The organism is Desulfurellaceae bacterium, assembly GCA_021296095.1.
GTDB lineage: Bacteria > Desulfobacterota > Binatia > Bin18 > Bin18 > JAAXHF01.
Map to the genome: position 1 here is coordinate 22969 of JAGWBB010000018.1, position 25701 is coordinate 48669.

General features: G+C 62.4%; 26 protein-coding genes. 10 read left to right on the forward strand and 16 right to left on the reverse strand.

The annotated features are described in order from the left end of the window. Nucleotides 1–256 precede the first annotated feature (256 nt). Nucleotides 257–580, forward strand: a complete 324-nt coding sequence (locus J4F42_06240) for a hypothetical protein (protein MCE2485094.1) — start codon at nt 257–259, stop codon at nt 578–580. 34 nt (nt 581–614) lie between these two features. Here J4F42_06240 and J4F42_06245 read toward each other — a convergent pair whose 3' ends face one another. Together J4F42_06245 and J4F42_06250 are read right to left on the reverse strand one after the other, a co-directional pair. Next, on the reverse strand, nt 615–860 hold the full coding sequence (locus tag J4F42_06245) for a hypothetical protein (GenBank protein MCE2485095.1): 246 nt from the start codon (nt 858–860) through the stop codon (nt 615–617). Between the two features lie 16 nt (nt 861–876). Beyond that, nucleotides 877–2634, reverse strand: coding sequence for a CocE/NonD family hydrolase (locus tag J4F42_06250; GenBank protein MCE2485096.1), 1758 nt, complete (start codon nt 2632–2634; stop codon nt 877–879). Between the two features lie 11 nt (nt 2635–2645). Here J4F42_06250 and J4F42_06255 point away from each other — a divergent pair, with 11 nt between their 5' ends. Next, nucleotides 2646–3008, forward strand: coding sequence for a hypothetical protein (locus J4F42_06255; GenBank protein ID MCE2485097.1), 363 nt, complete (start codon nt 2646–2648; stop codon nt 3006–3008). 214 nt (nt 3009–3222) lie between these two features. Then, complete coding sequence (locus J4F42_06260) at nt 3223–3672, forward strand: hypothetical protein (protein MCE2485098.1); 450 nt, start codon at nt 3223–3225, stop codon at nt 3670–3672. 13 nt (nt 3673–3685) lie between these two features. Here the strand turns inward: J4F42_06260 and J4F42_06265 are convergent, their stop codons facing one another. From J4F42_06265 to J4F42_06290, 6 genes are all read right to left on the reverse strand, one after another. After that, nucleotides 3686–4411 (reverse strand): ribonuclease H-like domain-containing protein, encoded by a 726-nt coding sequence (locus J4F42_06265; GenBank protein ID MCE2485099.1) that lies wholly within the window; start codon nt 4409–4411, stop codon nt 3686–3688. A gap of 10 nt (nt 4412–4421) precedes the next feature. Beyond that, complete coding sequence (locus J4F42_06270) at nt 4422–5408, reverse strand: MBL fold metallo-hydrolase (protein ID MCE2485100.1); 987 nt, start codon at nt 5406–5408, stop codon at nt 4422–4424. Nucleotides 5409–5412: 4 nt separating this feature from the next. Next, entirely contained in the window at nt 5413–5625 is a 213-nt protein-coding gene (locus J4F42_06275; protein ID MCE2485101.1) for a dodecin domain-containing protein, read from the reverse strand. 31 nt (nt 5626–5656) lie between these two features. Continuing rightward, complete coding sequence (locus tag J4F42_06280; GenBank protein ID MCE2485102.1) at nt 5657–6301, reverse strand: TetR/AcrR family transcriptional regulator; 645 nt, start codon at nt 6299–6301, stop codon at nt 5657–5659. A 95-nt stretch (nt 6302–6396) separates the two neighbouring features. After that, nucleotides 6397–9015 (reverse strand): ATP-dependent chaperone ClpB, encoded by a 2619-nt coding sequence (clpB, locus tag J4F42_06285; protein MCE2485103.1) that lies wholly within the window; start codon nt 9013–9015, stop codon nt 6397–6399. 166 nt (nt 9016–9181) lie between these two features. Beyond that, entirely contained in the window at nt 9182–10093 is a 912-nt protein-coding gene (locus tag J4F42_06290; protein MCE2485104.1) for a catechol 2,3-dioxygenase, read from the reverse strand. Between the two features lie 88 nt (nt 10094–10181). On the opposite strand from J4F42_06290, the gene J4F42_06295 reads away from it, so the two are divergent. Continuing rightward, on the forward strand, nt 10182–10589 hold the full coding sequence (locus tag J4F42_06295) for a hypothetical protein (GenBank protein MCE2485105.1): 408 nt from the start codon (nt 10182–10184) through the stop codon (nt 10587–10589). 10 nt (nt 10590–10599) lie between these two features. On the opposite strand, the gene J4F42_06300 is transcribed toward J4F42_06295, so the two are convergent. Further along, entirely contained in the window at nt 10600–10983 is a 384-nt protein-coding gene (locus tag J4F42_06300) for a DUF1992 domain-containing protein (protein ID MCE2485106.1), read from the reverse strand. 106 nt (nt 10984–11089) lie between these two features. Between J4F42_06300 and J4F42_06305 the strand changes: the two genes are divergently transcribed. After that, nucleotides 11090–12004: an LLM class flavin-dependent oxidoreductase gene (locus J4F42_06305; GenBank protein ID MCE2485107.1), complete on the forward strand. Its 915-nt coding sequence runs from the start codon at nt 11090–11092 to the stop codon at nt 12002–12004. On the opposite strand, the gene J4F42_06310 is transcribed toward J4F42_06305, so the two are convergent. The 3 genes from J4F42_06310 to hflK are packed head-to-tail and all read right to left on the reverse strand — an operon-like array spanning nt 12005 to nt 14318. After that, nucleotides 12005–12274 carry a hypothetical protein gene (locus J4F42_06310; protein ID MCE2485108.1) on the reverse strand — a complete coding sequence of 90 codons (270 nt, stop codon included), beginning with the start codon at nt 12272–12274 and terminating at the stop codon, nt 12005–12007. Between the two features lie 2 nt (nt 12275–12276). Next, nucleotides 12277–13236 (reverse strand): protease modulator HflC, encoded by a 960-nt coding sequence (gene hflC / locus J4F42_06315; GenBank protein ID MCE2485109.1) that lies wholly within the window; start codon nt 13234–13236, stop codon nt 12277–12279. An 11-nt stretch (nt 13237–13247) separates the two neighbouring features. Next, the gene (gene hflK, locus J4F42_06320; GenBank protein ID MCE2485110.1) at nt 13248–14318 is read right to left on the reverse strand and encodes an FtsH protease activity modulator HflK; all 1071 of its coding nucleotides are present in this window, start codon (nt 14316–14318) and stop codon (nt 13248–13250) included. Between the two features lie 171 nt (nt 14319–14489). Between hflK and J4F42_06325 the strand changes: the two genes are divergently transcribed. The 5 genes from J4F42_06325 to J4F42_06345 all read left to right on the forward strand — a co-directional run bounded on the left by J4F42_06325 (nt 14490) and on the right by J4F42_06345 (nt 20924). Then, nucleotides 14490–15281 carry an enoyl-CoA hydratase/isomerase family protein gene (locus J4F42_06325; GenBank protein ID MCE2485111.1) on the forward strand — a complete coding sequence of 264 codons (792 nt, stop codon included), beginning with the start codon at nt 14490–14492 and terminating at the stop codon, nt 15279–15281. Nucleotides 15282–15429: 148 nt separating this feature from the next. Continuing rightward, on the forward strand, nt 15430–16032 hold the full coding sequence (locus J4F42_06330; protein ID MCE2485112.1) for a TetR/AcrR family transcriptional regulator: 603 nt from the start codon (nt 15430–15432) through the stop codon (nt 16030–16032). Next, on the forward strand, nt 16029–17150 hold the full coding sequence (locus tag J4F42_06335) for an efflux RND transporter periplasmic adaptor subunit (protein ID MCE2485113.1): 1122 nt from the start codon (nt 16029–16031) through the stop codon (nt 17148–17150). Before J4F42_06330 ends, J4F42_06335 begins: the two co-directional genes overlap by 4 nt. 95 nt (nt 17151–17245) lie before the next feature. After that, entirely contained in the window at nt 17246–20389 is a 3144-nt protein-coding gene (locus J4F42_06340; GenBank protein MCE2485114.1) for an efflux RND transporter permease subunit, read from the forward strand. 271 nt (nt 20390–20660) lie between these two features. Further along, nucleotides 20661–20924: a helix-turn-helix transcriptional regulator gene (locus J4F42_06345; GenBank protein ID MCE2485115.1), complete on the forward strand. Its 264-nt coding sequence runs from the start codon at nt 20661–20663 to the stop codon at nt 20922–20924. A 16-nt stretch (nt 20925–20940) separates the two neighbouring features. Here J4F42_06345 and J4F42_06350 read toward each other — a convergent pair whose 3' ends face one another. The 4 genes from J4F42_06350 to J4F42_06365 all read right to left on the reverse strand — a co-directional run. Then, complete coding sequence (locus tag J4F42_06350; protein MCE2485116.1) at nt 20941–21426, reverse strand: GNAT family N-acetyltransferase; 486 nt, start codon at nt 21424–21426, stop codon at nt 20941–20943. Between the two features lie 7 nt (nt 21427–21433). Further along, the gene (gene ccrA / locus J4F42_06355; protein ID MCE2485117.1) at nt 21434–22819 is read right to left on the reverse strand and encodes a crotonyl-CoA carboxylase/reductase; all 1386 of its coding nucleotides are present in this window, start codon (nt 22817–22819) and stop codon (nt 21434–21436) included. Between the two features lie 47 nt (nt 22820–22866). Continuing rightward, complete coding sequence (locus tag J4F42_06360) at nt 22867–24474, reverse strand: FAD-binding oxidoreductase (protein MCE2485118.1); 1608 nt, start codon at nt 24472–24474, stop codon at nt 22867–22869. A 33-nt stretch (nt 24475–24507) separates the two neighbouring features. Continuing rightward, nucleotides 24508–25701: thiamine pyrophosphate-binding protein (locus tag J4F42_06365; GenBank protein ID MCE2485119.1), on the reverse strand; the 1194-nt coding region annotated here is incomplete at its 5' end.

The window sequence follows — 25701 nt, forward strand, 5'->3', positions numbered from 1 at the left end:
TACGCTTCGCCAAGTGGCACGAACTCCCCGGCTGATTTTGGCCCCTCGTTCCTTAGCTCAGTCACGGGTTATTGCGAAGGGGAATCGCATCCGGGATGTTCAACGATTGGTGGAGACATGTGGCGGCAGGAGATCAAAGCGGGTCAAAAAAAGCAGCCTGCCCTTCGACACGGAGAGGAACCGCTACGAGTACCATTGGTATGAACATCCGGGTATTGGGCGCGTCGAGGTCAGACGTAAAAAGGTTGGCTGAAAGATGATCGTCAAGCTCCGTAGGCGAAACGCTCGCTATCCCGACCTCTCTTCGCACCAGCAGTATATGGTGATCGGGGTTGAGGCCGATGCGTTTCGTATCCTCAACGATGAAGGGCGTCCGTATCTGTATCCGGCTCGGCTCTTTGAGGTCCTTGATCCACGCGAGCCGGCGGATTGGGCCACCGAATTTGGTGAAGACGGCGAACGCTACGCTTATCCCCCCCCACTGAATAGCAACGGCTTTTTCGAGGACTTCTTTGAGTCCGACAAGGAAGCGGTAGCGACCTTCTGGCGCGTAGTGAACCAACGCCTTGCTGCGGCGTGATTAACCAGCTTCTTCAAAACCGTGGTGGCCTTCCTCATCCTGTCCGCTTTCCTTCAGCCACAAACGGCGCCAAGGCGATGAGCACTCCTGTTTTCTCGACAATGTCCGCCCCAACCGGCGCCATGTTGTCTCCTGCCGCAAAGGTTTCCTCTTCTGTCCTATACCCTGCCTCGACATAGACCACCGTGTCTTCTCCCTGAATGGCTTTAGGGGGAACGATAAACCGGCTCAGAGCGTCGAGTGTTTTCGCGTCTCCAGTGAGAGCAAGCTGTGTTTTCATTCCGACGCCCGCTCCCCTAACGCGGAATCACCGGCAGCACCAGGTGTGACGGATACCGGCTGTCATGAAAAATCGTCTGCTGGGCGGTCTGGAGTTCGCTATCGACCCCGAAGTCGTGGCCGGTGTTCGGGTTGCGGTCGTAGTGGGGGAAGTTGCTCGATGAGACTTCGAGCCGGAAGCGGTGGCCGGCCTTGAACACGTAGCTGGTAGCCCACAGGTCGATGGTATAGGCGTACACCTCGCCCGGTGTAATCAGGGACGGTGCGGTATGCGACTCGCGGAAGCGGGCTCGGATCACGCCCTCGGCAATGTTCTGGGCATAGCCGTCCGGGCGCAGGTCGATGAGCTTGGCGGTAAAGTCGGTGTCGGGCGCCGAGGACGCCGCGTAGAGGCTGAGGGAAATCGGGCCGGTGACTTCGACAGCGTCGTTCAGCGCCTCCCCGGTGTACACCAGCACGTCTTGCCGTTGCTCAATCTTGGTTTGATCCAGCACGCCCATAGCCATGCCCAGGGTGCTCCCGCCCCGGGTCGGCACCGGGTCGTGCGGGTCGTACACATAGCCGTCCTGGGGCTCTTCGTTCGGTGCCGAGTCAGACAGGCCGCCGTCGCCGTTGAGGCTGTTGGCCTTCCCGCCGCTGTGCAGATACAGCTTGGTGTAGCGCGTGCGCGCCAGCGGCCACTCGTTTTCGTCCCGCCAGCGGTTGTCGCCCATCACAAACAGCCGAATCGGCGCTTCGTCGGTCACGCCGTTGTCTATGCCCTTGAGGAAATAATCGAACCAGCGCAGCTGCACGTCGTGTAGCTCGATCAGGGCTTCGGGACCGAAGTCGATGTCGCCCGTTCCCCGTGAGGTGGGCTGGGCGTAGGGCAGCAGATGGGCCCAGGGACCCATCAACAGGCGTTGGTTGCGGCGCGCTTCCTGGGTCAGGGCCTGCTGCCGCAGACCGCTGTACATGCTCAGGGTGTCATACTGAAACACGTCGTACCACGAACCCACGTGCAGCATCGGCACGTTGATGTTGTGGAACTGGCGGCGCAGGTCGAGCGCCTGCCAGTACGGGCCGTCTGTTGGATGGCGGAGAAAATCGGCAAAATACGGTGCGCCATCTTTGAAGCGTTCGGCCCAGTCGCTGAGCGGCAGATGCCGGTATTCCTCCTTTTTGAGCGGAGACATGGGCATGTCCGGATACGCGACCCGGGCGTCCAGCAGCGGCTTGTACTGCTCATACAAACCTTTACGCTCCAGGGTGTTGCGCTGCATGGTGGTGAAGTAGGCCAGCATCCAGCCCAGCTCGAACACCCCGCGCCGATAGGTACAATTTTCGTAATAGCTGACCGGACCCGAGACCGGGCTCATGGCCCGCAGATGGGGTGGCCGCTCGGGCGCGGCAAAGTACTGCACCAGACCCAGATACGACTGGCCGACCGTGCCGACCTGGCCGTCCGACCACGGCAGGCCAGCCGCCCACTCAATCGTGTCGTAGCCGTCCCGGCCCTCATGGATAAAAGGATAAAAGTCGCCCTCTGAACGAAAACGACCCCGGGTGTCCTGGACCACCACGACATAGCCGCGCGACGGGAAATAGTCCTTCTCGGTCAGCGCCATATCGACGCTTTTGTCATACGGCGTGCGGACCACCAGCACGGGAAACCGTCCGTCCGCATCCGGCCGGTACACATCCGCGTAGAGCGTGACCCCGTCACGCGTCTGCATGGCGATGTCTCTGTCTACAACAACGCGATAGCTGGCTTGGCTGGGCTGCGGGCTGGTCATGGCTCCCTCCTGTGTGTCTGGCGGATCTCTATCCGGCCGGCGAGCGTATCCTGCTGGCGGACGCGGCGGATGGCCTGTTGTCGCTCGATTTCATACTGACGGCGGGCCGCGTCCCGTTCGGCGGCTTTGTCTGCACGCTCTTCTTTAGTATCGAACCAGGCTGCCACGCTTTCTTGTATGCCCTGTGCCGCGCGCGTGTAAAAGGCTTGTCGGGAAGAATCCCGGCCAAACCCGGCGCGGAGTTCTTCCCAGACGCTGTCTTCTCTGGCAGGCGGGGCATACGGACGCTGGCTGAGGCGTTCGGTCTGGGTCACACACGCGCAGGGGAGGAAGACGAGAGCCAGCGCCAGCAAAAGGCTTGGTTTGGATTTTGAGCTGAGCGGTAGCATGGGCGCAAAGCCGTGTCGTACTTTAAGACAGCCAACTCAAAATGATATGTCTTCTTTTAGTCCAGGTTCGCCTGAGTGTCGAAGACAAGGCGTGAAAATCCAGGGAATTTCCTTGTTTTCGCCTTTTATTCGTCTCAAATTTTTGGTACGCTTTGTGCTTATACATCTGGTATCGCTCAGGACGAAGCGAGGAGAAATAATGTCCGACATGACACACAAGTACAGCGTAGCAGAACTCGAAGCCGATATCCTGGTCCCCTCCCAGTTCTTTGACCGGCGTCAGGCCGAGGGCTCGGCCCAGCCAGAAAGACGCTTGATGCTGGCGGTCATGGAAGACGCCATCGCTACCTTTCAGAAGTCGCTTCCCGAAGCCAACCGGCGGCAGCGCCGCCTGCTGCGGGAAACCGAAGAGTGGATTCAGTCGAACGATACCTCGTGGCCGTTCTCCTTTGAGAACATCTGTGCAGCCCTGGATATTGAAGCAGACTATCTGCGCCAGGGGCTGTTCAAATGGAAGACCGTCCAGCAGACGCGCTACCGGGAGCATGACGACATCCCCGCCCCGGCCCTGCACTCTCCTTTCCGACGCATCAGCGGACGCCGACACAGCCTGTCGGTGCACCACGCCGCCCCGGCAAAAGCCGCCTGACGGCCCTCCCCCGCTACTCCTGGGCGTCAAGCTGCTGGCGAAAGCCGGCCGAGCGCTCGACGATGTCCGCGTACCGGTCCGGCGTCAGGCGTCCCTGCACGAGTTCGAGCCGCAGGAACAGAAAATAGGTCTGGATCACATCGTGGCGGCAGTAGCGATGAATCTCGGGCAGACGCCCGGCTTCCCAGTACTGCTGGACCAGCGAACCGTCAATCCCGACCTTGCCCGGTAGGCCGATCATTTTTGCCAGCAGATTGAGACCGCCCCGCAGGCGCTGGGCGCCGTAGTTGGTGACAAAGTCGTACAGGTCGTAGTGGCCGTCCTGGCTGAAACGATAGCGGGCCTTGCCGCCAAAGTACTGCGGAGCCGGGCAGCCGTACTTGAGAGCCTGGAGTTCGAGGACGGGCAGGTCGAAGCCGCGGCCGTTAAACGTAACCAGCGTGCCCCGAAAGCGGTCCAGACGCTGCCAAAAGGTCCGCACTATGGTTTCTTCGTCGGCGTCCTCTCCAGCCAAGGTCTCGACTGCGGTCAGGACGTGCTCCTCATCGACCTGACCCACGGCAATGGAGACCGGGATGTGGAACGAGATGGGAAAGAAGTCGCTGCCCTGCTCCTGCCTGAGTTGTTGCCGGACCTGGCTGTAGGCGTCCTCGTCCGAGAGTTCGGCGTCCGGGTGATACACTTGCCGGACCAGCCGTTTGTCGATGCGGGTCTCAATATCGAGAATGGTGTAACGCATGGACCCGGGGCTAATGCGACACGAACTTGATGTAGCCGTCTTCGTGGAGCCGTTCGACCTTGCCCTCGTACATGAGCAGATGGAGGTGCGACAGGGTCTCAAACGCGGCCGCCATGATATGAAAAATGGGCGGTTTCTCCTTGCCGAAGTCAAAGATGTTCATGGCGATGTCAAACGCGGTGATGGGCGTGGCGTGAGTCTGGTCGTGAATCTCCTTGAGCCGATAGACGTGGTGCTGAATGATCTGTTTGGCCCGGTAGCGGTGGTCCTTGAAGTTCCCGCCGTGGGCGGGCAGGACCAATTCGACGTCAAGCTCCTGGATTTTTTCGTGCGAGCGGATGAAATCCTGCAATGGATTTTGGGGACCGGAGTAATACACGCCGACGTGGGGGGTGATTCTGGGCAAGAGATGATCGCCGGCAATCATGACCTTGTCCTGGGGAAAATAAAAGCAGCAGTGGCCGGGGGTATGACCCGGCGTCCAGACGGCCTGCAGCGCCCGGTCTCCGACATGCAGCGTATCGCCGTCTTCAATCGGATGATCGGGCATGACGGGCATATAGCGGCTGCCAAAATGACTGGCCGGGGAGGGCAGACCGTTTGGAAACTCGTCCAGCGGAATACCGTGGGCGCGAAAGAACTCCATGGCCTCGGGCGAGGGCAGGCTGGACTGCATGCGCTCGACCCGCTGTTGCTCCAGCGGGTTGAGATACACCTCGGCGCCGGTCATTTCCTTGTAGGTTCGCGAGGTACCGAAGTGGTCGGCGTGGTGGTGGGTACAGATCAGCTTGCGAATGGCCGAGGGTGGACAGCCGACCTGCGCAATGGCCGATTTCAGGGTCGCCACACTCTCTTCGGTGTGCATGCCGGTGTCGAACAGCGCCCATTCGTCCTGGTCGCGGACGAGGTGGATATTGACGATGCTGGGCCGCATCGGCAGCGGCATGTGGATCTGGTAGATATCTGCGGCAACTTCACGAATTTTGGCGTCTTGCATCGCTTTACTCATGGACACGATCTTTGACCGGGAAGGTCGCTTTGATTTTGACCTTCCACAGTGCGACGTTGCCGTCCTCGACCAGCGCTTTGATATCGGTCACCTCGACTTCTTGGATGCCGCTGATGGTGGAAGCCGCCCGAGAGACGGCCAGCGACACGGCGTCCTCAAGCCCGGCTTTTGAGATGCCGGTGAGTTCTATTGTTTTCTCAACCATGGTCGAACCTCCTTACCCGCAGGGCGGGGATTTAGCGCTGAAGGGACGCCGGATCAGCCGCGGACGGCTCCAACGGGGGAGGGGGCAGCCTGGTGTCTGGCGATCCCGACAGGTGGGCATGGATGACCTGCCTGGCCCGGGTCAGGAGGCCGCGCAGCGTCTCGGCGTTGTCCGGCTCGACAATCTGCTGGACCAGAACCCCGTTCAGGGTGGCCATGATCAGGGCCGCGTCTTCGGTCGGCTTGACCAGGCTGGTGAAGTGTCCGGTCTGCCGACCGCGCTCAAGAATGGTGGCCAGCAGGCTGCGGTAGACCCGGTAGAGTTCGCTCACGTAGGCCACCATATCTTTGGCGTTTTCTTCTTCGCGCGCGACCTGGCCGAGCATGAACTTCACCGAGCCAACATTTTCGGCAATGAAGTCCGAGTAATCGGTGATCAGCTTCTCCAGCTGCTGGCGGGCGTTCAAGCCGCGCAGCATGTTTTCGTCGATCGCGTAGGGGGCCAGAAAGTGTTGCAGGGCGGTCTGGAACAGCCGCTCTTTGGTCTCGAAATACCACAGAATCAGGGCTTTGCTGACCCCGGCTTCCCGAGCGACCTGGGACAGTGAGGTATCGGCATAGCCGTGGATGGCAAACAGCTGCCCCGCCGTTTGCAGTATTCTTTCGCGCGCCGCCACGGGGGCAGCGTATGGAAAATGCCCGCCAGTGTCAACGAGAATGGCGGCGCGCGTAGCCGCCCAAGGCTTGGGGTCTGGCGGCCGCGCGTGCAAGCTCAGGCTGCCGCCGGAGCTTGGGTCTGCGTGGAGAAACTGAGCCGCTGTCCGTCCCAGTCCACCACCACATGATCGTGGTCTCTGACTTCGTCGGCCAGCAGCTTGCGTCCCAGCTGGGTTTCGATTTCTTTTTGCAGCAGGCGCTTGAGCGGTCGCGCCCCGTAGCTCGGGTCATAGCCGGCCTCGGCAAAGTGGTCCTTGGCTCCCTCGGTCAGGTCCAGGCTGATATGCCGTTCGGCCAGGCGTGCCCGCAGCCGTTCGAGCTGGATATCGACAATCGCTTTCAGGTCGTGGCGCGACAGACTGTGGAAGACGACTGTCTCGTCAACCCGGTTGAGGAACTCGGGCCGAAACTGGTGACGGAGCGCGTCGAGTACGTCGCGTCGCATGTGGTCGTAGGCGCTGGGGTCGTCCCCGCCGCGGTAGCCCAGGATGTGCTGGCTGCCGATATTCGAGGTCATGATCACGACACAGTTTTTGAAATCCACGGTCCGGCCGTGACCGTCGGTCAGCCGTCCGTCGTCCAGAATCTGTAACAGGGCGTTGAACACGTCGGGGTGGGCCTTTTCGATCTCGTCGAACAGGATGACCGCATACGGGTGTCGCCGCACCGCTTCGGTGAGCTGGCCCCCCTCGTCATAGCCGACATAGCCCGGCGGCGCGCCGATCAACCGGGCCACGGCGTGCTTTTCCATGTACTCGGACATGTCGAGGCGGACCATGTTGTTTTCGTCGTCAAACAGAAACTCGGCCAGCGCCCGGCCGAGTTCGGTTTTGCCGACCCCGGTCGGACCCAGGAACAGAAACGAGCCGATCGGCCGGTTGGGATCTTTCAGTCCCGAGCGGGCGCGGATGACGGCGTCGGCCACCGCCTGCACGGCCTCCTCCTGACCGATCAGACGCTGATGCAGGTGGTCTCCGAGGCGGAGCAGCTTTTCCCGCTCGCCTTCGAGCAGCTTGGCGACCGGAATACCCGTCCAGCGCGAGACCACCGCCGCCACATCGTCCTCGTCAACCTCTTCTTTGAGCAGCCGGGCACCTTCCTGCAGCCGGGCCTCTCCGTCCGCCAAATCGCGCTCCAGCTGGGCCAGCTGGCCGTAGCGTAGCTCGGCCACCCGGTTGAGATCATACTCGCGTTCGGCCTGCTCAATGCGAAGCCGGGTTTTCTCGATCTCTTCTTTCAGCTCGCGCAGGTGTCCGATGGCAGCCTTTTCCGTTTCCCAGTGGGCGCGCAATTGGTCGGCCTCGGCCTGACAGTCGGCCAGCTCTTTTTCGAGCGCGGCGAGCCGGTCGCGCGAGCCCTGGTCGGTTTCTTTGCGCAGCGCCTCGCGTTCGATCTCAAGCTGCATGACCCGGCGGGCCACCTCGTCCAGCTCGCTCGGCATCGAGTCGATCTCGGTGCGCAGTTTTGCCGCCGCCTCGTCAATCAGGTCAATCGCCTTATCGGGCAGAAAGCGGTCGCTGATATAGCGGTCGGACAGGACCGCAGCGCTGACCAGGGCGGCGTCCTTGATCCGCACCCCGTGGTGGACCTCGTAGCGCTCGCGCAGACCGCGCAGGATCGAGATGCTGTCGGCTACCGTCGGCTGGTCAACCACGACCGGCTGGAAGCGGCGCTCCAAGGCCCGATCTTTCTCAATATATTTGCGGTACTCGTCCAGGGTGGTGGCGCCAATGCAGTGCAGCTCGCCCCGCGCCAGCATGGGCTTCAGCAGATTCGAGGCGTCCATCGCGCCCTCTGCGCCGCCCGCCCCGACCACGGTGTGCAACTCGTCGATGAACAGCACCACGGCGCCCTCGGACTCCTGGACTTCTTTGAGTACGGCTTTGAGACGTTCCTCGAACTCGCCCCGGAATTTTGCTCCGGCAATCAGGGCGCCCATGTCGAGCACAATCAGCTTTTTGTTTTTGAGGCTTTCGGGCACATCGCCCCGCACGATCCGCTGGGCCAGACCCTCAACAATCGCGGTTTTGCCGACCCCCGGGTCGCCGATCAGGACCGGGTTGTTCTTGGTCCGCCGCGACAAGACCTGGACAACCCGCCGAATTTCCTCGTCGCGCCCGATAACCGGGTCGAGCTTGCCCTGGTCGGCCAACTGGGTGAGGTCGCGGCCGTAGCGCTCCAGAGCCTGATAGGTCGTCTCTGGATTCTGACTCGTCACCCGTTGATGGCCGCGCACCTTTTGCAGCGCGGCCATCAGCTTGTCGCGGTCCAGACCCAGGGAGTGGAGCAGGCGGCCGGCCGGCCCGCGCGTATCGGCCAGCATCGCCAGCAGCAGATGCTCGACGCTCACATAGTCGTCTTTGAGCCCGCCGGCCTCGTCCTGGGCCTGGGTCAACAGCTGGGCCAAACGCGGGGTCATATGCACGGCGTGGCTGTCCGAACCCGGTCCGGACACCTGGGGAATCCTGTTCAGGTCCTGTTCCAGGCCGTCCCTGACCGCGCTGGGCGCAATGCCGGCGGCGGCCAGCAGGGCGGGGGTCAAGCCGTCCTGCTGGTCGACGAGCGTGGCCAGCAGGTGTTCGATGTCGAGACCCTGATGGCGGCGCCGAATGGCCAGGGCCTGGGCGTTATGCAGGGCGTCTTGCGATTTTTCGGTGAAACGATTGAGATCCATGTGTGTCCTCCAGCGGTGCGGGCCAGCCGGCCCGGGCTTGTCCAAAAGCTAAGCCGGTTTGCAGGCCTGTCAAGCCGGACGAAAAACCTGGAGTGAGGTGTGGCCGGGCTGGACGGAGAAGCAGCCCGGCCCGGTCGTGCCGGGTCGGGAAGCGGACGGCTGGGGGCTAGGTCAGATAGGTGTTGAACCGCTCGTTGACTTCCTGCTGGATGTAAAATATCGCCCGGCCGATCTGATCGGCCGTCCAGGTGATGCACGGAAAATCGGGGTAGGTCGTATAGCCGCCCGAGAAAACCTCGTTGCGGTTGCCGTTGGGACCGAAGAAATAGATCGTCGTCCCGCGGGTGATGCCGTGGCGGGTCGGTCCCATATCGATGGTGAGCTTGTTGCGCGACAGGGTGTCGCCGGCCCGCAGAATATCGTTCCAGCTGTCGAGCCAGAAGGCGTAGTGGTGCAGCTTGCCGTTCGGGCCTTTGACAAAGGCGATATCGTGAGCCTTGTTGGAGCAGAACAGAAACGCCGCCAGCAGCTCCTGGCTGTGCTGGTCGGGCACGATGCGCTCGCTCATCCGAAAGCCGAGCACCTGGGTGAAAAAGTCAACCGTGGTCTGCACGTCTTCGGCCGTCAGCAGCAGATGGTCGAGACGCGACGGGGCGATACCCGTCTGTTGGCTGGGCCAGGGGTCGGGGTTGAGCACGCCGACGCTGGTGCCCGGCTGCTCGGCTTCGGCGTACAGTTCCAGCACGTGGTCTGAGGGCAGGATACACCGCAGCGCCTCGCCCTGACCCAGGTTGTCGCCCTTCGACACCCGCTCGACGCTCAGGCCAAAGGTCTGGGCGGCGCGCTCGATGCGCGCGAGGTCGTCCGGGCTCTCGACCTTGTAGCCCATTTTGACCAGCCCCAGGCCGCCGTTTTCTATCACCAGACTGTGGTGGTCGTACTCGTCCCAGCACTTGAAGTAGTGCCTGCCGTCCTGGCGGGTGACCTCCTGGAGGCCCAGAACCTGCGTATAGTACTGGCTGGCTTTCTCAAGATCGGTTTCACGGACGTGGACAAAGCCCAGTCGCATAACACCCATGACACATTCCTCCGGTGCGGTAATGGCCAAGATGTAGCAGGAAAGCGGTCCAGGGGAAATCGGCTAACGGTGTCGTCAAAAGTGAACGATGATGACCACCTTGATCAGGAAGAGATCATCGTTCACTTTTCAGCCTGGAGCGGCTAAGGTCTTTGGCATGCGATGTCGCTACTGCTACGAGCGGGCCGGCTGGTTTCGTCGGGTGTGTGCCGGCTGTCGGCGCCTGCTGGCCATTTATACCCGGCACCGGGGGCAGCTCGGCCTGTTGCAGTTCCTGGATCTGTTCATCGACACGGGTTTGCCGCAGGAGAAGATCGAGGCGTTCATGAATGCCGATCCCAGCGGCCGGGGCAGCGTCAAGGATCAGATTACGGCCGACATGAGTACCGAGCTGCTGGGAGCGATGGGGGTCAACGCGCGGCAAACCGCCCACGACGTCAAACAGTTGCGGCGTCAGGGCAACTGGCGGGGGATGGGTGAGCGGCCGGACGAATGAGGCCGGGCGGTCAGCGGGGGCGACGGAGGAATTTGCGGATCAACTTGCGGCCGTAGAAACGGCTTGTGCCGAGCGACAATGAGCGCCGTTTGGACAGATCGAGACGGATCATTTTCCACTCGATTTCTTTGACCAGGGCTTTGCGCTGGCCGTCTTCCTGAATGTATTGCAGCAGATCTTGCAGCTGGTGGATCTCTTTGTGGAGGGCGGCTTCGGGCGGCAGGATGTGGGCGTTTTTCAGAATATGGTAGGCGAGGCGCAGGTCTTCGGGCACCGTTCTCTGGTCGTGGGACGGAATGGGTTTGCCCCGGCCGGGCAGATTGTCGAACACGCCCCGCTGCTGGGCGTCGTGAATCCGCTCCTCGGCAATCCGGCTCAAAAAGGAAGACGCCACGGCCGCTCAGCATAGTGGTCCGTGTCGAAACGTGTCAACTCGGCTTGATTCCCCCGGCCCTGCGGGGCTATGAAGGGGAGCACTTTCACACGCAGGAGGACGCTCAATGGCGAACATCGAATTTGGCACCGCGCTGCCGGGAACCGATAAGACTGCGGAATTTGCCCGCCGGGCGGAAGAGTTGGGCTTTGACTATCTAGGCTGTGGCGAGCACGTGATGTTCCACGGGCCGGTCGGGAATACTTTTATCTCGCTGTCGGTGGCGGCTGGGGCGACCCAAAAGATCAAGCTGATCAGCTCGATCGTGTTGCTGCCGCTGTATCCGGCAGCCCTGGTCGCCAAGATGGGCTCGGCGCTCGATGTGGCGTCCAACGGCCGCTACAATTTCGGGGTCGGTGTCGGCGGGGAGTTTCCCAAGGAGTTCGAGGCCTGCGGGGTGCCGGTCAAGCAGCGCGGCTCGCGGACCAATGAAGCCCTGGAGGTGATCAGCCGTCTGTGGACCGAGCAGAAGGTGTCTTTTAGCGGCAGGTATACGACCCTGAACGAGGTCACGATCGAGCCCGCCCCGGTCCAGAAACCCCGGCCGCCGATCTGGGTTGCGGGTCGTAAAGACCCGGCCATGCGGCGCACCGCCACCTACGCCGATGGCTGGTTGCCGTATATGTATACGCCCGAGCAGCTGCACGACAGCATCGAGAAAATCAAAGCCTACCGCCAAGAGGCTGGCCGCGATGTGGAGTCCTTCATTCCCGGCGTGTTCATTTTTACCGCCACCCACGCCGACGGCGACACCGGCCGCGAGATGGTCGCCACCCGGCTGGGCAGGCAGTACGCCCAGGATTTCTCAAAGCTGGCCGGAAAATACGCCCTGGCCGGTACGCCCGAGGACTGCCGCAAGCGCCTGCAGGAGTACATCGACGCCGGAGCAAAGATGGTCATGCTGCCGTCGGCCTGTCCCGCCGATTATATCGAGGAAAATACCCGTCTCATCGCCCAGGAGATCATTCCGGCATTTCGCTGATCAGGAATCAGGTCTGCCCCGAGGGTCGCCGGCCCGGCACTCGGGGCTGCAGAAGGTGCGTCGCGCGTCGCCTATGGACGCCCGAATGGCTTCCGGCTCGGGGATGAACTGCCCACACTCGGCGCACTGGACCAGCGGCGTGCCAACCCTGTCCAGGGGATCTTTGTGATCGCTGGCCAAGCGGTCGGTCGGCCGCAACAGGCTGCGTACCCCACGATAGATGAGGTAGGCCGCCGCAGCCAGCAGCAGGAGGCGCAGCAGCCCTGGCATGCCTAGCCCTCGCCTGCGTCCTGGGCAGTGCCGAGCGCGGCAGACGGATCACCGTTGCCGGTCGTGCTCTCCTGTACCGCCGGCAGCTCATTCTCCTGGTTGTAATCGCTGCCGGGGCTTTGCAGGTAGTTGAGCAGTTCCGAGTTGGCCGGCAGCACCAGGGTAGTGCCGTTGGTCAGAATTTTTTCGTAGGTCTGCAAACGGCGGGTAAAGGCGTAGAACTCTTCGTCCTGACCAAACGCGTCGCCGTAGATTTGGGTCGCCTCGGCGTCGCCCTCACCCTTGAGCTTTTCGCTCGTTTCGTAGGCTGTGGCCAGGATGATCTCGCGCTCACGTTCCGCCCTGGCCCGGACTTCGCGGGCTTGTTCGTCGCCCTCGGCCCGATAGCGTTTGGCGATCCGTTCCCGTTCGGCGCGCATGCGGGCAAAGACGCTGGCCTGGACTTCCTTGGGCAGGTCGAGGCGTTTGATCCGGACATCACGGACCTCGATGCCAAACGACTTTGAGGTCTCAATGGTGTCTTTGGTCACCACCTGCATGATATTTTCCCGCTCTTCTCGAATCACGTCCAGAAAATTATGCTTGGCGAGTTCTTGGCGGAGACGGGCAGAGATAATGGCGTCGAGGCGGGTCCGGGCCTGATCCGGGTTACGGACGCTACGGTAGAACTCAAGCGGGTGTTCAATCCGCCAGCGCGACACATGGTCGATCAACACCCGCTTTTTGTCCAGGGTCAGATACTCCGCCGGACGGGCGTCGGTTGTCAGGACGCGCTTGTCAAAGCGAATCAGCTGTTGCATGAAGGGGATTTTGAAATACAACCCCGGGTCGCGCAGGGTCCGTTGCCACTGGCCGAACTGGAGGATGATCCCCTGCTCCCACTCGCCAATGGTGAAGGCCGGTCGCAAAATTGCAAAGGCAAAAACCACGACTAAACTGATACCAACCAGCAGGCGTGCCATGCTGTCCCTCCTTAGTTGTTGGGCGCGGCCTGGACCGCTCCGCCGGCCGCCGCCATGCCCCCCAGCTCTTTGAGCGGCAGCAGGGGCACGACGCCGTTGCTGTTGCCGGCGTCAAGAATGATTTTTTCCACATCGGGCATGATCCGCTCAACGCTCTCCAGATACAGGCGGTCACGGGTGACCTTTTTGGCCTTTTTGTACTCGCCCAGGATCTGCAAGAAGCGCTCAGCATCGCCCTGAGAGCGGATGACCCGCTGGGCTTTGTAGGCCTCGGCCTGTTGGAATACTTCGGCGGCTACACCCCGGGCCTTGGGCACGATATCTTCGCGGTAGCCCTCGGCCTCCTTGATCAGACGGTCGCGGTCTTCCAGCGCCCGAACCACGTCATGAAAGGCGTCCTGGACCTCGCCCGGCGGATCGACGGCCAGCAGTCTGGCCTCGGTGACGAACAGACCCGTCTGATAGGCGTCAAGCAGCTCTTGGAGGGCGGCGTGCGCCTGCTGCTGGACCTCCAGGCGACCGTCGGTCATGGTGTGGTCGATTGTGTTGCTGCCGACCGCGCCGCGCAGGGCAACCTCTGCCGAGGAGTGCAGAATGCCCTCCGGGTCGGACGCCCCAAACAGAAACTTGACCGGATCGTTGACCACATACTGGACAAACAGCTGGAGTTGGACGATGTTCTCGTCGCCGGTCAGCATCAGGGCTTCTTCCGGTCGGGGGTCGGCCTGACCGCGTATGCCCCGGCCCGGCACGCCACGGGTCCGAAAGCCGACCTCGGCGTTCCGAATCTGTTTGACATCGACCACCGCATAGCGCTGAATCGGCCACCAGCGCCAGCGCAGGCCCGGCTCGGTCAGTGCTGACACCCGTCCGAACATCAGTTCAACGCCCTGTTCTCCAGGCCCGACAATGTACAGGCCAACATAAAACCACAGAGCCAGGGCCAGGACGCCGATCAGGCCAAAGGCTCCCCAACCTCCTTTGAAGCCCTTGAACCGCTGGGCTTTTCTTTTGAGCTCCTCGACGGCTTGGAAGAGTTCATCAGCCGGTGACGGGCCGTCATTTCGCCATTGATCTGACACGATTAGCCTCCTTCCGCTCAGAGAAATGAGCAGAATGTGTGAATGTTCCCGCTATCCTACCCCATCCCCTGCGCCAACTCCAGTGTTAAATTTCGGTTGACTGGACACGGCAGGCTGCCCCAGGCTATTGTTCTCCCCACACCGGCACCCGTGACGGGGAAGGAGGACGCCATGCCTGATCACGCCCTGCTCTTACACAAGGAGCCACCGCTCGCCTGGCTCGTGTTTAACCGGCCCGAACGACGCAACGCCGTCAGTCTGGAAATGTGGCAAGCCCTGCCCGATCTCGTCGCCGATGCCGCCGCCGACCCGGCCGTGCGGGTGCTGCTTCTCCGTGGCGGGGGAGAGGAGTCGTTTATTTCCGGGGCCGATATCTCGCAGTTCGGCAAGGTCCGCTCCTCAAAAGAGACCATGGGCGTCTATAATCGCGCCACCGGCGCGGCCCTGCGCTGCCTCGAACAGCTGGAAAAGCCGCTGGTGGCCATGATTCACGGCTTCTGCCGGGGCGGCGGCTGCTCTGTGGCCCTGATGTGCGACCTGCGGCTGTGTGCCGATGACGCGAGTTTCGGCATTCCGGCCGCCCGGCTGGGCATTGCGTATGCCATTGAGACCGGCGTGGAGCGCCTGGTGCAGGTCGTGGGAGCGGCCAACGCGGCAGAGATTCTGATGACCGCCCGGACCTACGGGGCGGAAGAAGCCCGCCACATGGGCCTGGTGAATCGGGTCATCCCCAAAGCCGAACTCGAATCCTTCACCCGCGAGTACGCCACCAAGATGGCCGACAACGCCCCGCTCAGCGTGGCCGCCCACAAGTTCTTTGTCCGCGAGAGCACCAAGGCCGCAGCCCTGCGGGACGCAGACAAGATCCGCGCCTTATCGACCGCGTGCTCCGAGAGCCAGGACTACCGTGAAGGCGTGCGCGCCTTCATGGAAAAGCGCCGCCCCCAGTTTCAGGGCAAGTAGGCCCTCCAAAGAGCGGAGCTGAATCAGGCCACGCCACCTGAGGGGCTTGCCATCCTCACGCCATGATTGACATTGGCTGTTGACGGTATTGATGACTGACTGTATAGTCAGTCATATGACTAAAAATTCAGCCAGTACGAAAGAGGAGATGCTACGCGAGTTCCGCGTCCGGGAAATCCTGGACGCGACGTGTCGGGTGGTGTCGCGGTACGGCTTTCAGGGGGCAACCGTTGATCGCGTAGCAGAAGAGGCCAAGATCGCCAAGGGCACGATCTACCTGTATTTCCACAAAAAAGAAGAGCTGTTCAAAGCCGCAGTTGAACAGGGGATGGAAAACTTCACCAACCAGGTGCGGGGCGCCCCGCTCGAAAAAATCGTGTGTCTAGTCGAAGCCGTTCTGAAGTTGAGCGATACCAACCGCGACTTTTTCAAGATGCTGCTGCTTGAGCGTAACCTGCTGGCCGCCTCTCCAGACCATCCCGAGGCGTCCCATACGCTGGACCTGTACCTCGACTACATCCGCTTCATTGAGGAGACGCTCCAAGAGGCGGTCGATGCCGGAGTGCTGCGTCCGCATGACACCGAAGCCTCGGCCTTTGCCCTGAGCGAGTCGATGCGGGGCTGTTTCCAGCAGCGGGCGCTTGGGCTGACGGCGCGCTCAGCCTCGGAAGATGCCGAGATTCTGCTCGACCTGCTGATGCATGGGGTGCTCAGTCCCGACTATAACGGCTACAAGGAGTTGTCATCGTGAGCCGTCTGGTGTCGGTCGTTGTGGTGCCGCTGTTGGCACTGCTGGGCGGTTGCCAGTACGGGGACTCCGAGGGCGTCCAGGCCGAAGCGGCCAAAGCCGGCCAGGCTGATCAGGCTGCGGCGGCAGGCCCGCCAGCCCTGACGGTCCAGGTCGCCTCGCCGGTCACGCGTCTCATCCAACGCACCGGCCGCGGCCAGGGGGCCTTGTTTGCCCATGAGACGATCATCCTGTCGAACAAGCAGGAGGGCTATGTCAGCACGGTCGCGGTGGACTTTGGCGATCAGGTCAACCGTGGCCAGATGCTGGCCCAAATGGAAAAGGAAGAACTGGCTCTTGAGGTTGATGTGGCAGAGAGTGCCGTCACACAGGCCGAGGCGCTGTATATCCGGGCCGCCGCCGAAAACGAACGCATCCAGGAACTGTTTGCCGAGCAGATTATTCCTCCCCAGCGCCGCGATACCGCCGAAGCCGAGTACAAAGTCGCCGCCGCCCAGGTCGAAACGGCAAAGAAAGCCCTGGCCCTGGCCGAAAAGCGCGTGCGCGATACCCGGATTGTGTCGCCGGTCAACGGTTTCGTCCAAGAGCGGTTCGCCAATCCGGGTGAGTATAAAACCGCCGCCTCAAAGCTGTTTGAGGTGGTGGTGGTGAATCCGCTCAAGCTGCGGGCGCCCGTCCCGGAACGGTTTGCCGCCGTGGCCCGGATCGGCATGGCGATGCATGTCGAGGTCGAAGCCCTGCCGGGTGAGATGTTCGAAGGCCGGCTGACCCGCATGGCCGCTCAGGTCGATCATCGAACCCGTACCCTGCTCATCGAAGCCGAGATTCCAAATCCGGACCGCAAACTGCGGCCCGGCTATTTTGCCCACATCACAGGGGTGTTGGGCGAAGAAGAAGCCCTGTTCATCCCGCGTCTGGGCCTGTCGCGCTATGCCGGGGTGGAGCGGGTGTTTGTGGTCAAAGAGAGTGTGGTGACTTCGCGCGAGGTGCGGTCTGGGGTCGAGGACGGGGAGTGGATTGAAATTGTGGAAGGACTTGCTGCGGATGACGTGGTCGCGGTCAGTCGCCTGAACCGTCTGGCGGATGGCATGGCCGTGCAGACCGAGCAAAGCGAAGGATGACACAGCGGATCGTGCCTGAGAGACAAGCAGCACTCAGCGTCCAGTGTGTGACCTGATCAGGAAGCTCCCCGTTCACTTTTGCCTGCGGAGGCCCAATGATTCTCGCCGATATCTGTGTTCGCCGGCCGGTCTTTGCCACCATGCTGATCGGGGTCCTGGTGGTGGCCGGGTGGTTTTCGTACCAAAGCCTGACTCTGGAACTGATGCCCAAGGTGGAGATGCCCGTCGTGACCGTGACCACGACCCTGCCGGGTGCCGGGCCTGAAGAAATTGAAGCCCAGATCACCAAGATCGTTGAGGAAGCGATCAACACGGTCAGCGGGATTGACGAGCTGCGCTCGGTGACCCGTGAGGGGCTGTCGCAGGTGGTGGTCCAGTTCGTGCTGGAGAAAGAACTCGGCATTGCGGCCCAGGAAGTGCGGGACAAAGTCGGCACGATTCTGGCCGACCTGCCCGAAGACGCCGACCCGCCGATTGTGGAGAAGTTCGATATTGACGCCACGCCGATTGCGACGATTACGGTTTCCGGCTTCCGGGGCCTGAAAGAACTGACCGAAATCGCCGAGAACCAGGTCAAGGAGCCCCTGGAGTCGGTGTCCGGGGTGGGAGCGATTGATATTCTTGGCGGCCGCAAGCGTGAGATTCAGGTCTTGCTCGACCACGAGCGGCTGCTGGCCTATCGGCTGTCGATACGGACGGTGGCCGAGGCGCTGGCCAAACAAAACGTCGAGTTTCCCGGCGGCCGGATCACCCAAGACAGCGGAGAGACCGTCCTGCGCACGCTGGGCCGGGTCAAATCGGTCCGCGAGTTCGAAGATATTGTGGTGGCGACCAGAGACACCGTGCCGATTACCATCGCCGACATCGGCCGGGTCGAGGACGGGGTGGAAGAGCCCCGCTCACTGTCGCGCTACGACGGCAAGAACGCCGTGTCGCTGGTCATTCGCAAACAGTCGGGCGCCAACACCGTGGATGCGGTCGAGGCCGTCCAGGAACGCCTGGCCGAGGTCCGTAAACTCCTGCCGCCCGGGCTGGAAGCGCTCGTCACCCGCGACCAGTCGGAGTTTGTCATAGCCTCGGTCCACGAGGTCGAACAACATCTCATCCTGGGTTCGATCTTTGCCAGCATCATTGTGTTTTTCTTTTTGGGCAACCTGCGCTCAACCATCATTGCCGCAATCTCCATCCCGGTCTCGATCATTGCCACCTATACCCTGCTGGCGGCGGCCGGCTACTCGCTGAACCGGGTCACGCTGCTGGGCCTGACCCTGGCCGTGGGTATCGTAATTGACGACGCCATCGTCGTGCTGGAAAACATCTACCGCTATATCGAAGAGAAGGGCATGAGTCCGTTTGAGGCGGCCCGGGCTGCGACGGCCGAGGTGGGCCTGGCCGTCAGCGCCACGACCCTGTCGCTGGTGGTGATTTTCATTCCGGTCGGCTTTCTCAAGGGCATCATTGGCATGTGGCTCAGCAGCTTCGGCTTTACCATGGCCTTCGCCATCATGGTCTCACTGCTGGTGTCGTTCACCCTGACGCCGATGATGTGTGCCCGTTTTCTGCCCAAAAACATCGATCACAAGGAACATTCGTCCCGCGAATCCATCTTTTACCGGCTCATCGACCGCAGCTATACAGCCATGCTGGCCTGGTCGATGCGCCACCGCTGGGTGGTGGTGTGTCTCACCTTGGGCCTGTTCATCGGCACCCCGTGGATTGCCGGCCTGGTCCGTCCCAGCCTGATGGCCAGCGATGACCGGGGGGAATTTGAAATCAATATCAAGACCCCGCCGGGCTACTCACTGGCCCAGACCGATGCGGTGACCGCCCAGATTGAGGCCGAGATTGAGCCGCTGCCGGGGGTGGCCCATCTGTTGACCGAAATCGGCTCGGTCGTCGGCGAATCGGTCACCAAGGCCAAAATTGTAGTCACCCTGGATCACTACACCGAACGCGAGCTGAAGCAGTACGAAGTCATGGATCTGGCCCGCCAGAAGGTTGACGGCTTTCCGGGGCTGCGGATCAGCGTCGATCAGATTCTGCCGGTCAGCGGTGGCGGCGTGCAGAACGTTGACGTGTCATACAACCTGCGCGGCCCGGAGCTGGAGATCCTGCAAGACTACGCCGAGGAGCTGAAAACGGGCGTGCAGCAGATCGCCGGGCTGCGGGACGTCGATTCGACCTACGAGGGCGGTAATCCCGAACTGCAAGTCCACCTCAACCGGCGCAAGTCTTCCGACCTCGGGGTTGAGGCGGCCGATATCGCCTCAACCATCCGCATCATGGTCGCCGGCGAGAAGATTACGACCTACCGCGAGGGCGATGAACTCTACGACGTGCGGCTGCGGCTGGCACCCGAGAGCCGTAACCGGCCGGAAGTCATTCAGCAGACCTCCATCCCCTCGGCTGCGGTCGGCCAAGTCCAGCTCAGCAGCCTGGTCGATATGATTCCAGGCACCGGACCGGTCCAGATTGATCGCCAGGAACGCCAGCGCCAGATCACGATTACGGCCAACCTGGCCAAAGGCAAAGCGCTGAGCGACGCGATCGCCGATATTGATGCCAAGGTCGAGGACATGGGTCTGCCGCTCGGCTATACGACCGGCGTATCGGGCATGGGAAAAATGTTTGCCGAGATGATAGAGAGCTTTCAGCTCGCCTTTCTGCTGTCCATCATCGGCATGTACATGATTCTGGCCGCCCAGTTCGAGAGCTTTCTGCACCCCATCACCATCATGCTGTCGCTGCCCCTGGCGGTGCCGTTCGCCCTGCTGTCGCTGTGGATGTTTGACCAGCATCTGGCCCTGTTTGCGATTCTGGGCATGTTGCTGTTGTTTGGCATTGTCAAGAAGAATTCGATTTTGCAGATCGACCACACGATCAATCTGCGGGCTCAGGGCATTCCCCGCGACGAGGCCATCCTGCGGGCCAACCGGGAGCGCCTGCGGCCGATTCTGATGACGACCCTGGCCCTGGTGGCGGGCATGGTGCCGATCCTGATCGGCCAGGGTCCGGCGGCCGAGAGCCACCGTGGCATTGCGGTGGTGGTGATCGGCGGCCAGAGCCTGTGTCTGCTGATTACCCTCCTGGTGACGCCGGTCGCCTACTCGCTGTTCGACGATATGGAAGCCGGCCTGGCGCGGGTGTTCGAGCGGCTGCGACGGCTGGGCGGCTGGCGACGGTGGCGACGCGCGGGCGGCCAGGTGGCCCAGGTCAGCGAAGATCCGGTCGGAGACTGAGCCTGGCGAGAAAAGAGCATTGAATGTTGAAAAGAACAAGGGGGGCTTTCGACGATAGCATGAGGAAGCCGAATGGCTCGACTGCCCGCTATGCAAAGTCCAGGAGCCCGGAATAGCGTGGAAGCTAAGCTTTGGCCTATGACTTCCCTATAGATGAGCTTCAATAGCGCGTTACGATTCGCTCACCCGACCCGTGGAACTCCATAGGTCGCCGGTTGACATGCTATAAATAGTATAGAGGCTCCTTCCGCATGACTATCGGAGAAGATAAATGTCTGAGTACCGGAGAGCCAAGAAGCGCGTTGAGCTATCAGTCGGCGAGTCGGTCCGTATCATTCGTGAACTCCAGGAACTCAGCCAGAATGAATTGGCCGCAGCGACCGGCATCCCGCAATCCACGATTTCGGCCATAGAAAGAGATCGGGTCAAGCTCGGCCTGGAGCGGGCGAAAATACTCGCCCGTGCCTTGCGTGTACATCCGGCGGTTCTTATGTTTCCGGGCTGGGACGTTGAGCGCGAGTCAACTGCCGCATAGCACCTCTGACACCTCCTCATTCCTCATCGCGGGCCAGCGCCCGCAGGGCTGGTCCGTCAACCCGGTACAACAGCCACTCCTGCATGTGTTCCAGGCCAAGGCGTTGGTAGAACTCCCGGGCCGGGTTCCAGTCCAGAACCTGAAGTTCCAGGCGCGCGCAGCCCCGCTCAAGCGCAATGGCTGCCAGGCGCTGCATCAGCCCTTGGCCGACGCCGTGCCGGCGCGCCGCCTCTTCGACAAAGATGTCTTCGAGATGGATGCCGGCCGTGCCTTCCCAGGTCGAGTAGGTGTGGAAGAACAGGGCGAAGCCGACCGGCGCCCCGTCCATGTCGGCAATCAGGGTTTCAAATTTGGGTCGCTCTCCAAAACCGTCACGCAGCAGGTCGGCCGGCGTTGTCTTGACCGCCTCGGGCTCGCGCTCAAACGCCGCCAGACTCCTGATGAAGTGCAGGATGGTATCCACGTCGGCGGCAGTGGCGGGGCGGATGCTGAGCGACGGCATGATCTTTTTACGGTTCTGTCTTCACCAGTCGGAATTCACCCTTGACCGCGTTCCGGTACAGGTTGATCTGCCCGATATGCCGGGCCCGGCCCTCTTCGTCGCTGACCCCCAGGCCGTCTTGGGGAGCCAGGCACAAGACCCCCATCTTGCCGATCTGTTTATTATGGTGGACTTGCAGGGCGGCCTCGCCCGTTCTGTCCAGCGGATAGGTCTCCGACAGCAGGGGGTGAATCGCGCGTTTGACGACCAGACGGTTGGCTTCCCAGGCTTCGCGGTAGTTGGCAAAGTGTGAGCCGATGATCTGTTTTTTGTTCATCCACAAATAGCGGTTGTCGTACTCGTGCTCGTAGCCCGAGGTCGAGGCGCAGGTCACGATCTTGCCGCCCGGCCGGGCCACAAAGACGCTGGCGCCGAAGGTTTCCCGGCCCGGGTGTTCGTACACCACATCGGGGTCTTCCCCGCCGGTCAGGTCACGGATGTCTTTGCCGAACCGGCGCAGTTCACGGGCATTCTGCGACCCGTCCTCGTTCCAGAACCGATAGCCCTGGGCGTTGCGGTCAATGACCCACCGGGCGCCAATGGTTTCACACAGCTTGACCTTGTCGGGTGACGACACCACACAAATCGGAAAGGCGCCGGCGTTCAGCGCATACTGGAGGGCAAAGCCGCCCAGCCCGCCGACCGCACCCCAGATCAGGACAATATCGCCCTGTTTGATCTGGGTCCCGTTGGGGCTGACCAGCATCCGGTACGAGGTGGAGTTGACCAGGGGCATGGACGCGGCTTCTTCCCAGGTCAGATGGGGCGGCTTGGGCATCAGCTGGTTGGCCCGCACCAGGGCGATCTCGGCCAGCCCGCCAAAGTTCGTCTCAAAGCCCCAGATGCGCTGGTCGGGGTCGAGCATGGAGTCGTCGTGGCCGTCCGGGGCCTGCATATCGACGTAGTTGCAGTGGATGGTGACCTCGTCGCCGGGTTTGAACAGGGTCACCCCGGGGCCGACGCGCAGGATCACCCCGGCCGCATCGCTGCCCAGGATGTGGTAGGGCAGGTCGTGGCGCTGATCCCAGGGGCTGCGTTTGGCCGCCCGTTTCAGAAACTGAAAGGTCGAAATCGGCTCAAAAATCGCGCTCCAGACGGTATTGAAATTGATGGACGAGGCCATGACCGCGACCAGGGCTTCATTCGGGCCGACCTGGGGCAGGGCGACCTCGTCAACGTGCAGACTCTGCCTCGGGTCTTTGTCCCAGGACTCCAGGCCCTCGAACATGTCGGTTTCGTCTCGGTGGGTGGTCACCGCCCGCATGGAATCCGGCAGCGGGAGGGCCGCATAGTCTTTCGGGCCGGCCTGACCGGACGTGATGGCGTGTTGGATGTTTTGCATCGGGTTGGTCATTGTCGAGACTTCTCTCCTTGTGTCAGTTGCGGCTGCGTTGTGTCCGCTCAGGGGTCAATCAGCACGCCGGGATTCAGCAGACCCTTGGGGTCGAACGACTGCTTGGCGGCGCGCAGGGCGGTGGCGAACAGCTCGGGGCGCTGGCGGTCGTACTGGGGTCGATGGATGCGCCCGACCGAATGGTGGTGGGTCACCGTGCCGCCGTATTTGACCACCGCGTCGGCGGCGGCGGTCTTGATCTCCTGCCACTGCCGGATGGCGCCGGCGTGGGTGCCGATGCCGGTAAAGGTGTAATATGGGGCGGGTCCGTCGGGATAGACGTGGGTGAAGCGACACGACAGCAGGCCGCCACCGCACACCTCGTCAAGCGCTTTTTGGATATCGGTCGTCACCCCGGCGTGAAACTCGGCAAAACCCTGCCACGGAATCGCGCTCTCGACCGTATCGAAAATCGCTCCCATGGCCGCAATCGTACCCATCTGGTAGGGCATGCGCAGAAAGGCGTCGCGCCAGTCGCCGACCGAGCCGCCGCGGCCGGTGGTCTCGCCGGCGCCGCGAACGACCACGCCGTTGGGGGTTGTTCCGCCGTGGTCGGCGCAGCACTCCAGGGCGCGCTCGATCCAGGTCTGCAGCCCGTGGTCGGCCGATTCAAAGCCGAGCATCAGCATCGCCCCCGGGCTGTCGCTGACCTTGTTGCGCCTGACCTCGGCCGGGTCCAGCAGCCGGCAGTTGGCCGGGTATAGCCCGGCCTGGCTGAGCGCGCGGACCGCCTCCACGCCGGACTCGAAGCGCTCAAAATGCACGCCTGCGGAGGCGCGGTAGACCGGACGGTCCTGCAAGCGCATCCACGCCTCGGTGATAACACCCAGAATCCCCTCTGAGCCGATAAACATGCGGTCCGGGCTCGGCCCGGCCCCGGAGCCCGGCAGGCGGCGCGACTCGAGCGTGCCGCTCGGAGTCACCACCCGCAGGGATTCGACAAAGTCGTCAATATGGGTGTACAGGGTGGCGAAGTGGCCGCCCGAACGGGTCGCAATCCAGCCGCCCAGACTCGAGAACTCGAACGACTGCGGGTAGTGACGCAGGGTATAGCCGTGCGGCCGCAGCTGGTCTTCCAGTGCCGGTCCGTACACGCCGGCCTGAATGCGGGCGGCGCGCGAGCTGGCGTCGATGTCTAACACCTTGTTCAGATGGCGCAGGTCGACCGACACGCTGGCCGGATAGGTATCGCCGGGCGGTGGCTCGACCCCGCCGGCGGCGCTCGATCCCCCGCCAAACGGAATCGCCACCGCTCCGGCCTGATAACACCAGTCGAGCACCGACACCACGTCGTGCTCAGTCTCGGGAAAGGCGACCACATCCGGCGGATTGGGAAACTCGGCGTGGACGGCCCGCAACAGGTCCGGGCAGGCCTTGCCGTAGGAGTGGGCCGCGCGGTCGTAGGTCGTGGTGGAACACACGGCCTGCAAGGACGCCGGCGGCGCGATGCGCGGCGGGCGCAGCTCCAGGTCTTCGACCCTGGGCAGGGAGCGCAGATCGACATCTGTTTTGCCCAAGCCGGCGGCCAGAGCCTTGGCAATGGATTTTTGCTGGTCGGGCGTGGGTTGTTCGTCTTCGTAACCCCAACCCCAAATCGCTGTGCGACGCTGTGACATGTCTGGATTCCTCGTGACGTTTCTTCTTGTTCTTTAGTAGCGCCCGAACGGCGGAGCATCAATTGTCGTTTGCAGCTCAATCAGGTGCATGTCGCCCCGACTGAGTGCCTGTTCGAGCGCCTCGGCCAGACCCTCGGGTGAATCGACCCGGCTGGCGGCCACGCCAAAGGCATTCGCCAAGGCGACAAAGTCCGGGTTGGTCAGGCGGGCCTGGTACTCTTCCTGATAGGCGCTGCGCTGCAAGTAGCCGATCACGCCATAGGTGTTATCATTCACCACAATCAGCGGAAAGCCGATCTGGTGACGCACACAGGTGGCCAGCTCCTGGGCGGTGTACAAAAAGCCGCCGTCGCCAATGATGGCCGCGACCGGTGTGTCCGGGCAGGCGGCTTTGACGCCGATTGCGGCCGGGAAGCTGAAGCCCAGGAGGCCCGAGCCCTTGGCGCCGACCAGGCCGTTTGGCCGGTAGGACGGGTAAAAATACTCGGCCCAGTAGGCGAGCTGGGTGTTGTCAGTCACCAGCGCGCTGTCCCGGGCCAAAACCTGGCGGATCGCTGTGAGATAGCGCATGACGCCCAACTCGTGTTCGAGTTGGGCGGTTGTCTCATCCGCCTGCCGGCGCCAGGCTGCGACCCGTTCCTGGCGGGGGCCGGTGTACGGCTCGCCTTCCAGGCGGCTGCGCAGCGCGCGGACAATCGCCGGCACGTCGCCGACCAGCGACAGCGTGGTCGGGTAGTTTCGGCCGATCCAGCGTTCGTCCCAGTCAACATGAATGACCTGCTCGGGCAGCACCAGCCCACGGCGCTTGGCATCGACCTCACGCAGCCGGGTCCCTACGACCAGGGCTGCGTCGCAGCCGGGCATGACATCGCGGACGGCCAGCCGCCGGGCCGCGTTGCCCAGCGACAGGGGGTGGTCTTCGGCCAGCACTCCTTTGCCCGGCGTGCTGGTCAGGACCGGGGCGCACAAGGCTTCGGCCAGCGCGGTCACATCGGCCGCCAGCTCGGAGCGGACCGCATCCGTCCCGGCCAGTATGATCGGCTGCTTGGCCCGGCGCAGGATGGCGACGGCGTCGTCGAGCTGACTCGGCATGGGCGCCGGTGGCGGAGAGTCGGGAACGGCCGGCGTCGGGTCCGGTGGGGTGACCTCGCCACCGAGGACATCGGTCGGAACTTCTATGCACACCGGGCCGGGCCGTCCGCCCGTGGCCAGCCGGATCGCCTCGGC

Bases quoted from the DNA above. Each gene is read 5' to 3' on its own strand.
- J4F42_06325 (MCE2485111.1), top strand. From the start codon at position 14,490: ATGCCTGATCACGCCCTGCTCTTACACAAGGAGCCACCGCTCGCCTGG.
- hflC (MCE2485109.1), bottom strand. From the start codon at position 13,236: ATGGCACGCCTGCTGGTTGGTATCAGTTTAGTCGTGGTTTTTGCCTTT.
- J4F42_06260 (MCE2485098.1), top strand. From the start codon at position 3,223: ATGTCCGACATGACACACAAGTACAGCGTAGCAGAACTCGAAGCCGAT.
- J4F42_06305 (MCE2485107.1), top strand. From the start codon at position 11,090: ATGGCGAACATCGAATTTGGCACCGCGCTGCCGGGAACCGATAAGACT.
- J4F42_06340 (MCE2485114.1), top strand. From the start codon at position 17,246: ATGATTCTCGCCGATATCTGTGTTCGCCGGCCGGTCTTTGCCACCATG.
- J4F42_06250 (MCE2485096.1), bottom strand. From the start codon at position 2,634: ATGACCAGCCCGCAGCCCAGCCAAGCCAGCTATCGCGTTGTTGTAGAC.
- J4F42_06345 (MCE2485115.1), top strand. From the start codon at position 20,661: ATGTCTGAGTACCGGAGAGCCAAGAAGCGCGTTGAGCTATCAGTCGGC.
- J4F42_06245 (MCE2485095.1), bottom strand. From the start codon at position 860: ATGAAAACACAGCTTGCTCTCACTGGAGACGCGAAAACACTCGACGCT.
- J4F42_06240 (MCE2485094.1), top strand. From the start codon at position 257: ATGATCGTCAAGCTCCGTAGGCGAAACGCTCGCTATCCCGACCTCTCT.
- J4F42_06350 (MCE2485116.1), bottom strand. From the start codon at position 21,426: ATGCCGTCGCTCAGCATCCGCCCCGCCACTGCCGCCGACGTGGATACC.
- J4F42_06330 (MCE2485112.1), top strand. From the start codon at position 15,430: ATGCTACGCGAGTTCCGCGTCCGGGAAATCCTGGACGCGACGTGTCGG.
- J4F42_06290 (MCE2485104.1), bottom strand. From the start codon at position 10,093: ATGGGTGTTATGCGACTGGGCTTTGTCCACGTCCGTGAAACCGATCTT.
- J4F42_06360 (MCE2485118.1), bottom strand. From the start codon at position 24,474: ATGTCACAGCGTCGCACAGCGATTTGGGGTTGGGGTTACGAAGACGAA.
- J4F42_06310 (MCE2485108.1), bottom strand. From the start codon at position 12,274: ATGCCAGGGCTGCTGCGCCTCCTGCTGCTGGCTGCGGCGGCCTACCTC.
- J4F42_06275 (MCE2485101.1), bottom strand. From the start codon at position 5,625: ATGGTTGAGAAAACAATAGAACTCACCGGCATCTCAAAAGCCGGGCTT.
- J4F42_06270 (MCE2485100.1), bottom strand. From the start codon at position 5,408: ATGCAAGACGCCAAAATTCGTGAAGTTGCCGCAGATATCTACCAGATC.
- J4F42_06295 (MCE2485105.1), top strand. From the start codon at position 10,182: ATGATGACCACCTTGATCAGGAAGAGATCATCGTTCACTTTTCAGCCT.
- ccrA (MCE2485117.1), bottom strand. From the start codon at position 22,819: ATGACCAACCCGATGCAAAACATCCAACACGCCATCACGTCCGGTCAG.
- J4F42_06265 (MCE2485099.1), bottom strand. From the start codon at position 4,411: ATGCGTTACACCATTCTCGATATTGAGACCCGCATCGACAAACGGCTG.
- clpB (MCE2485103.1), bottom strand. From the start codon at position 9,015: ATGGATCTCAATCGTTTCACCGAAAAATCGCAAGACGCCCTGCATAAC.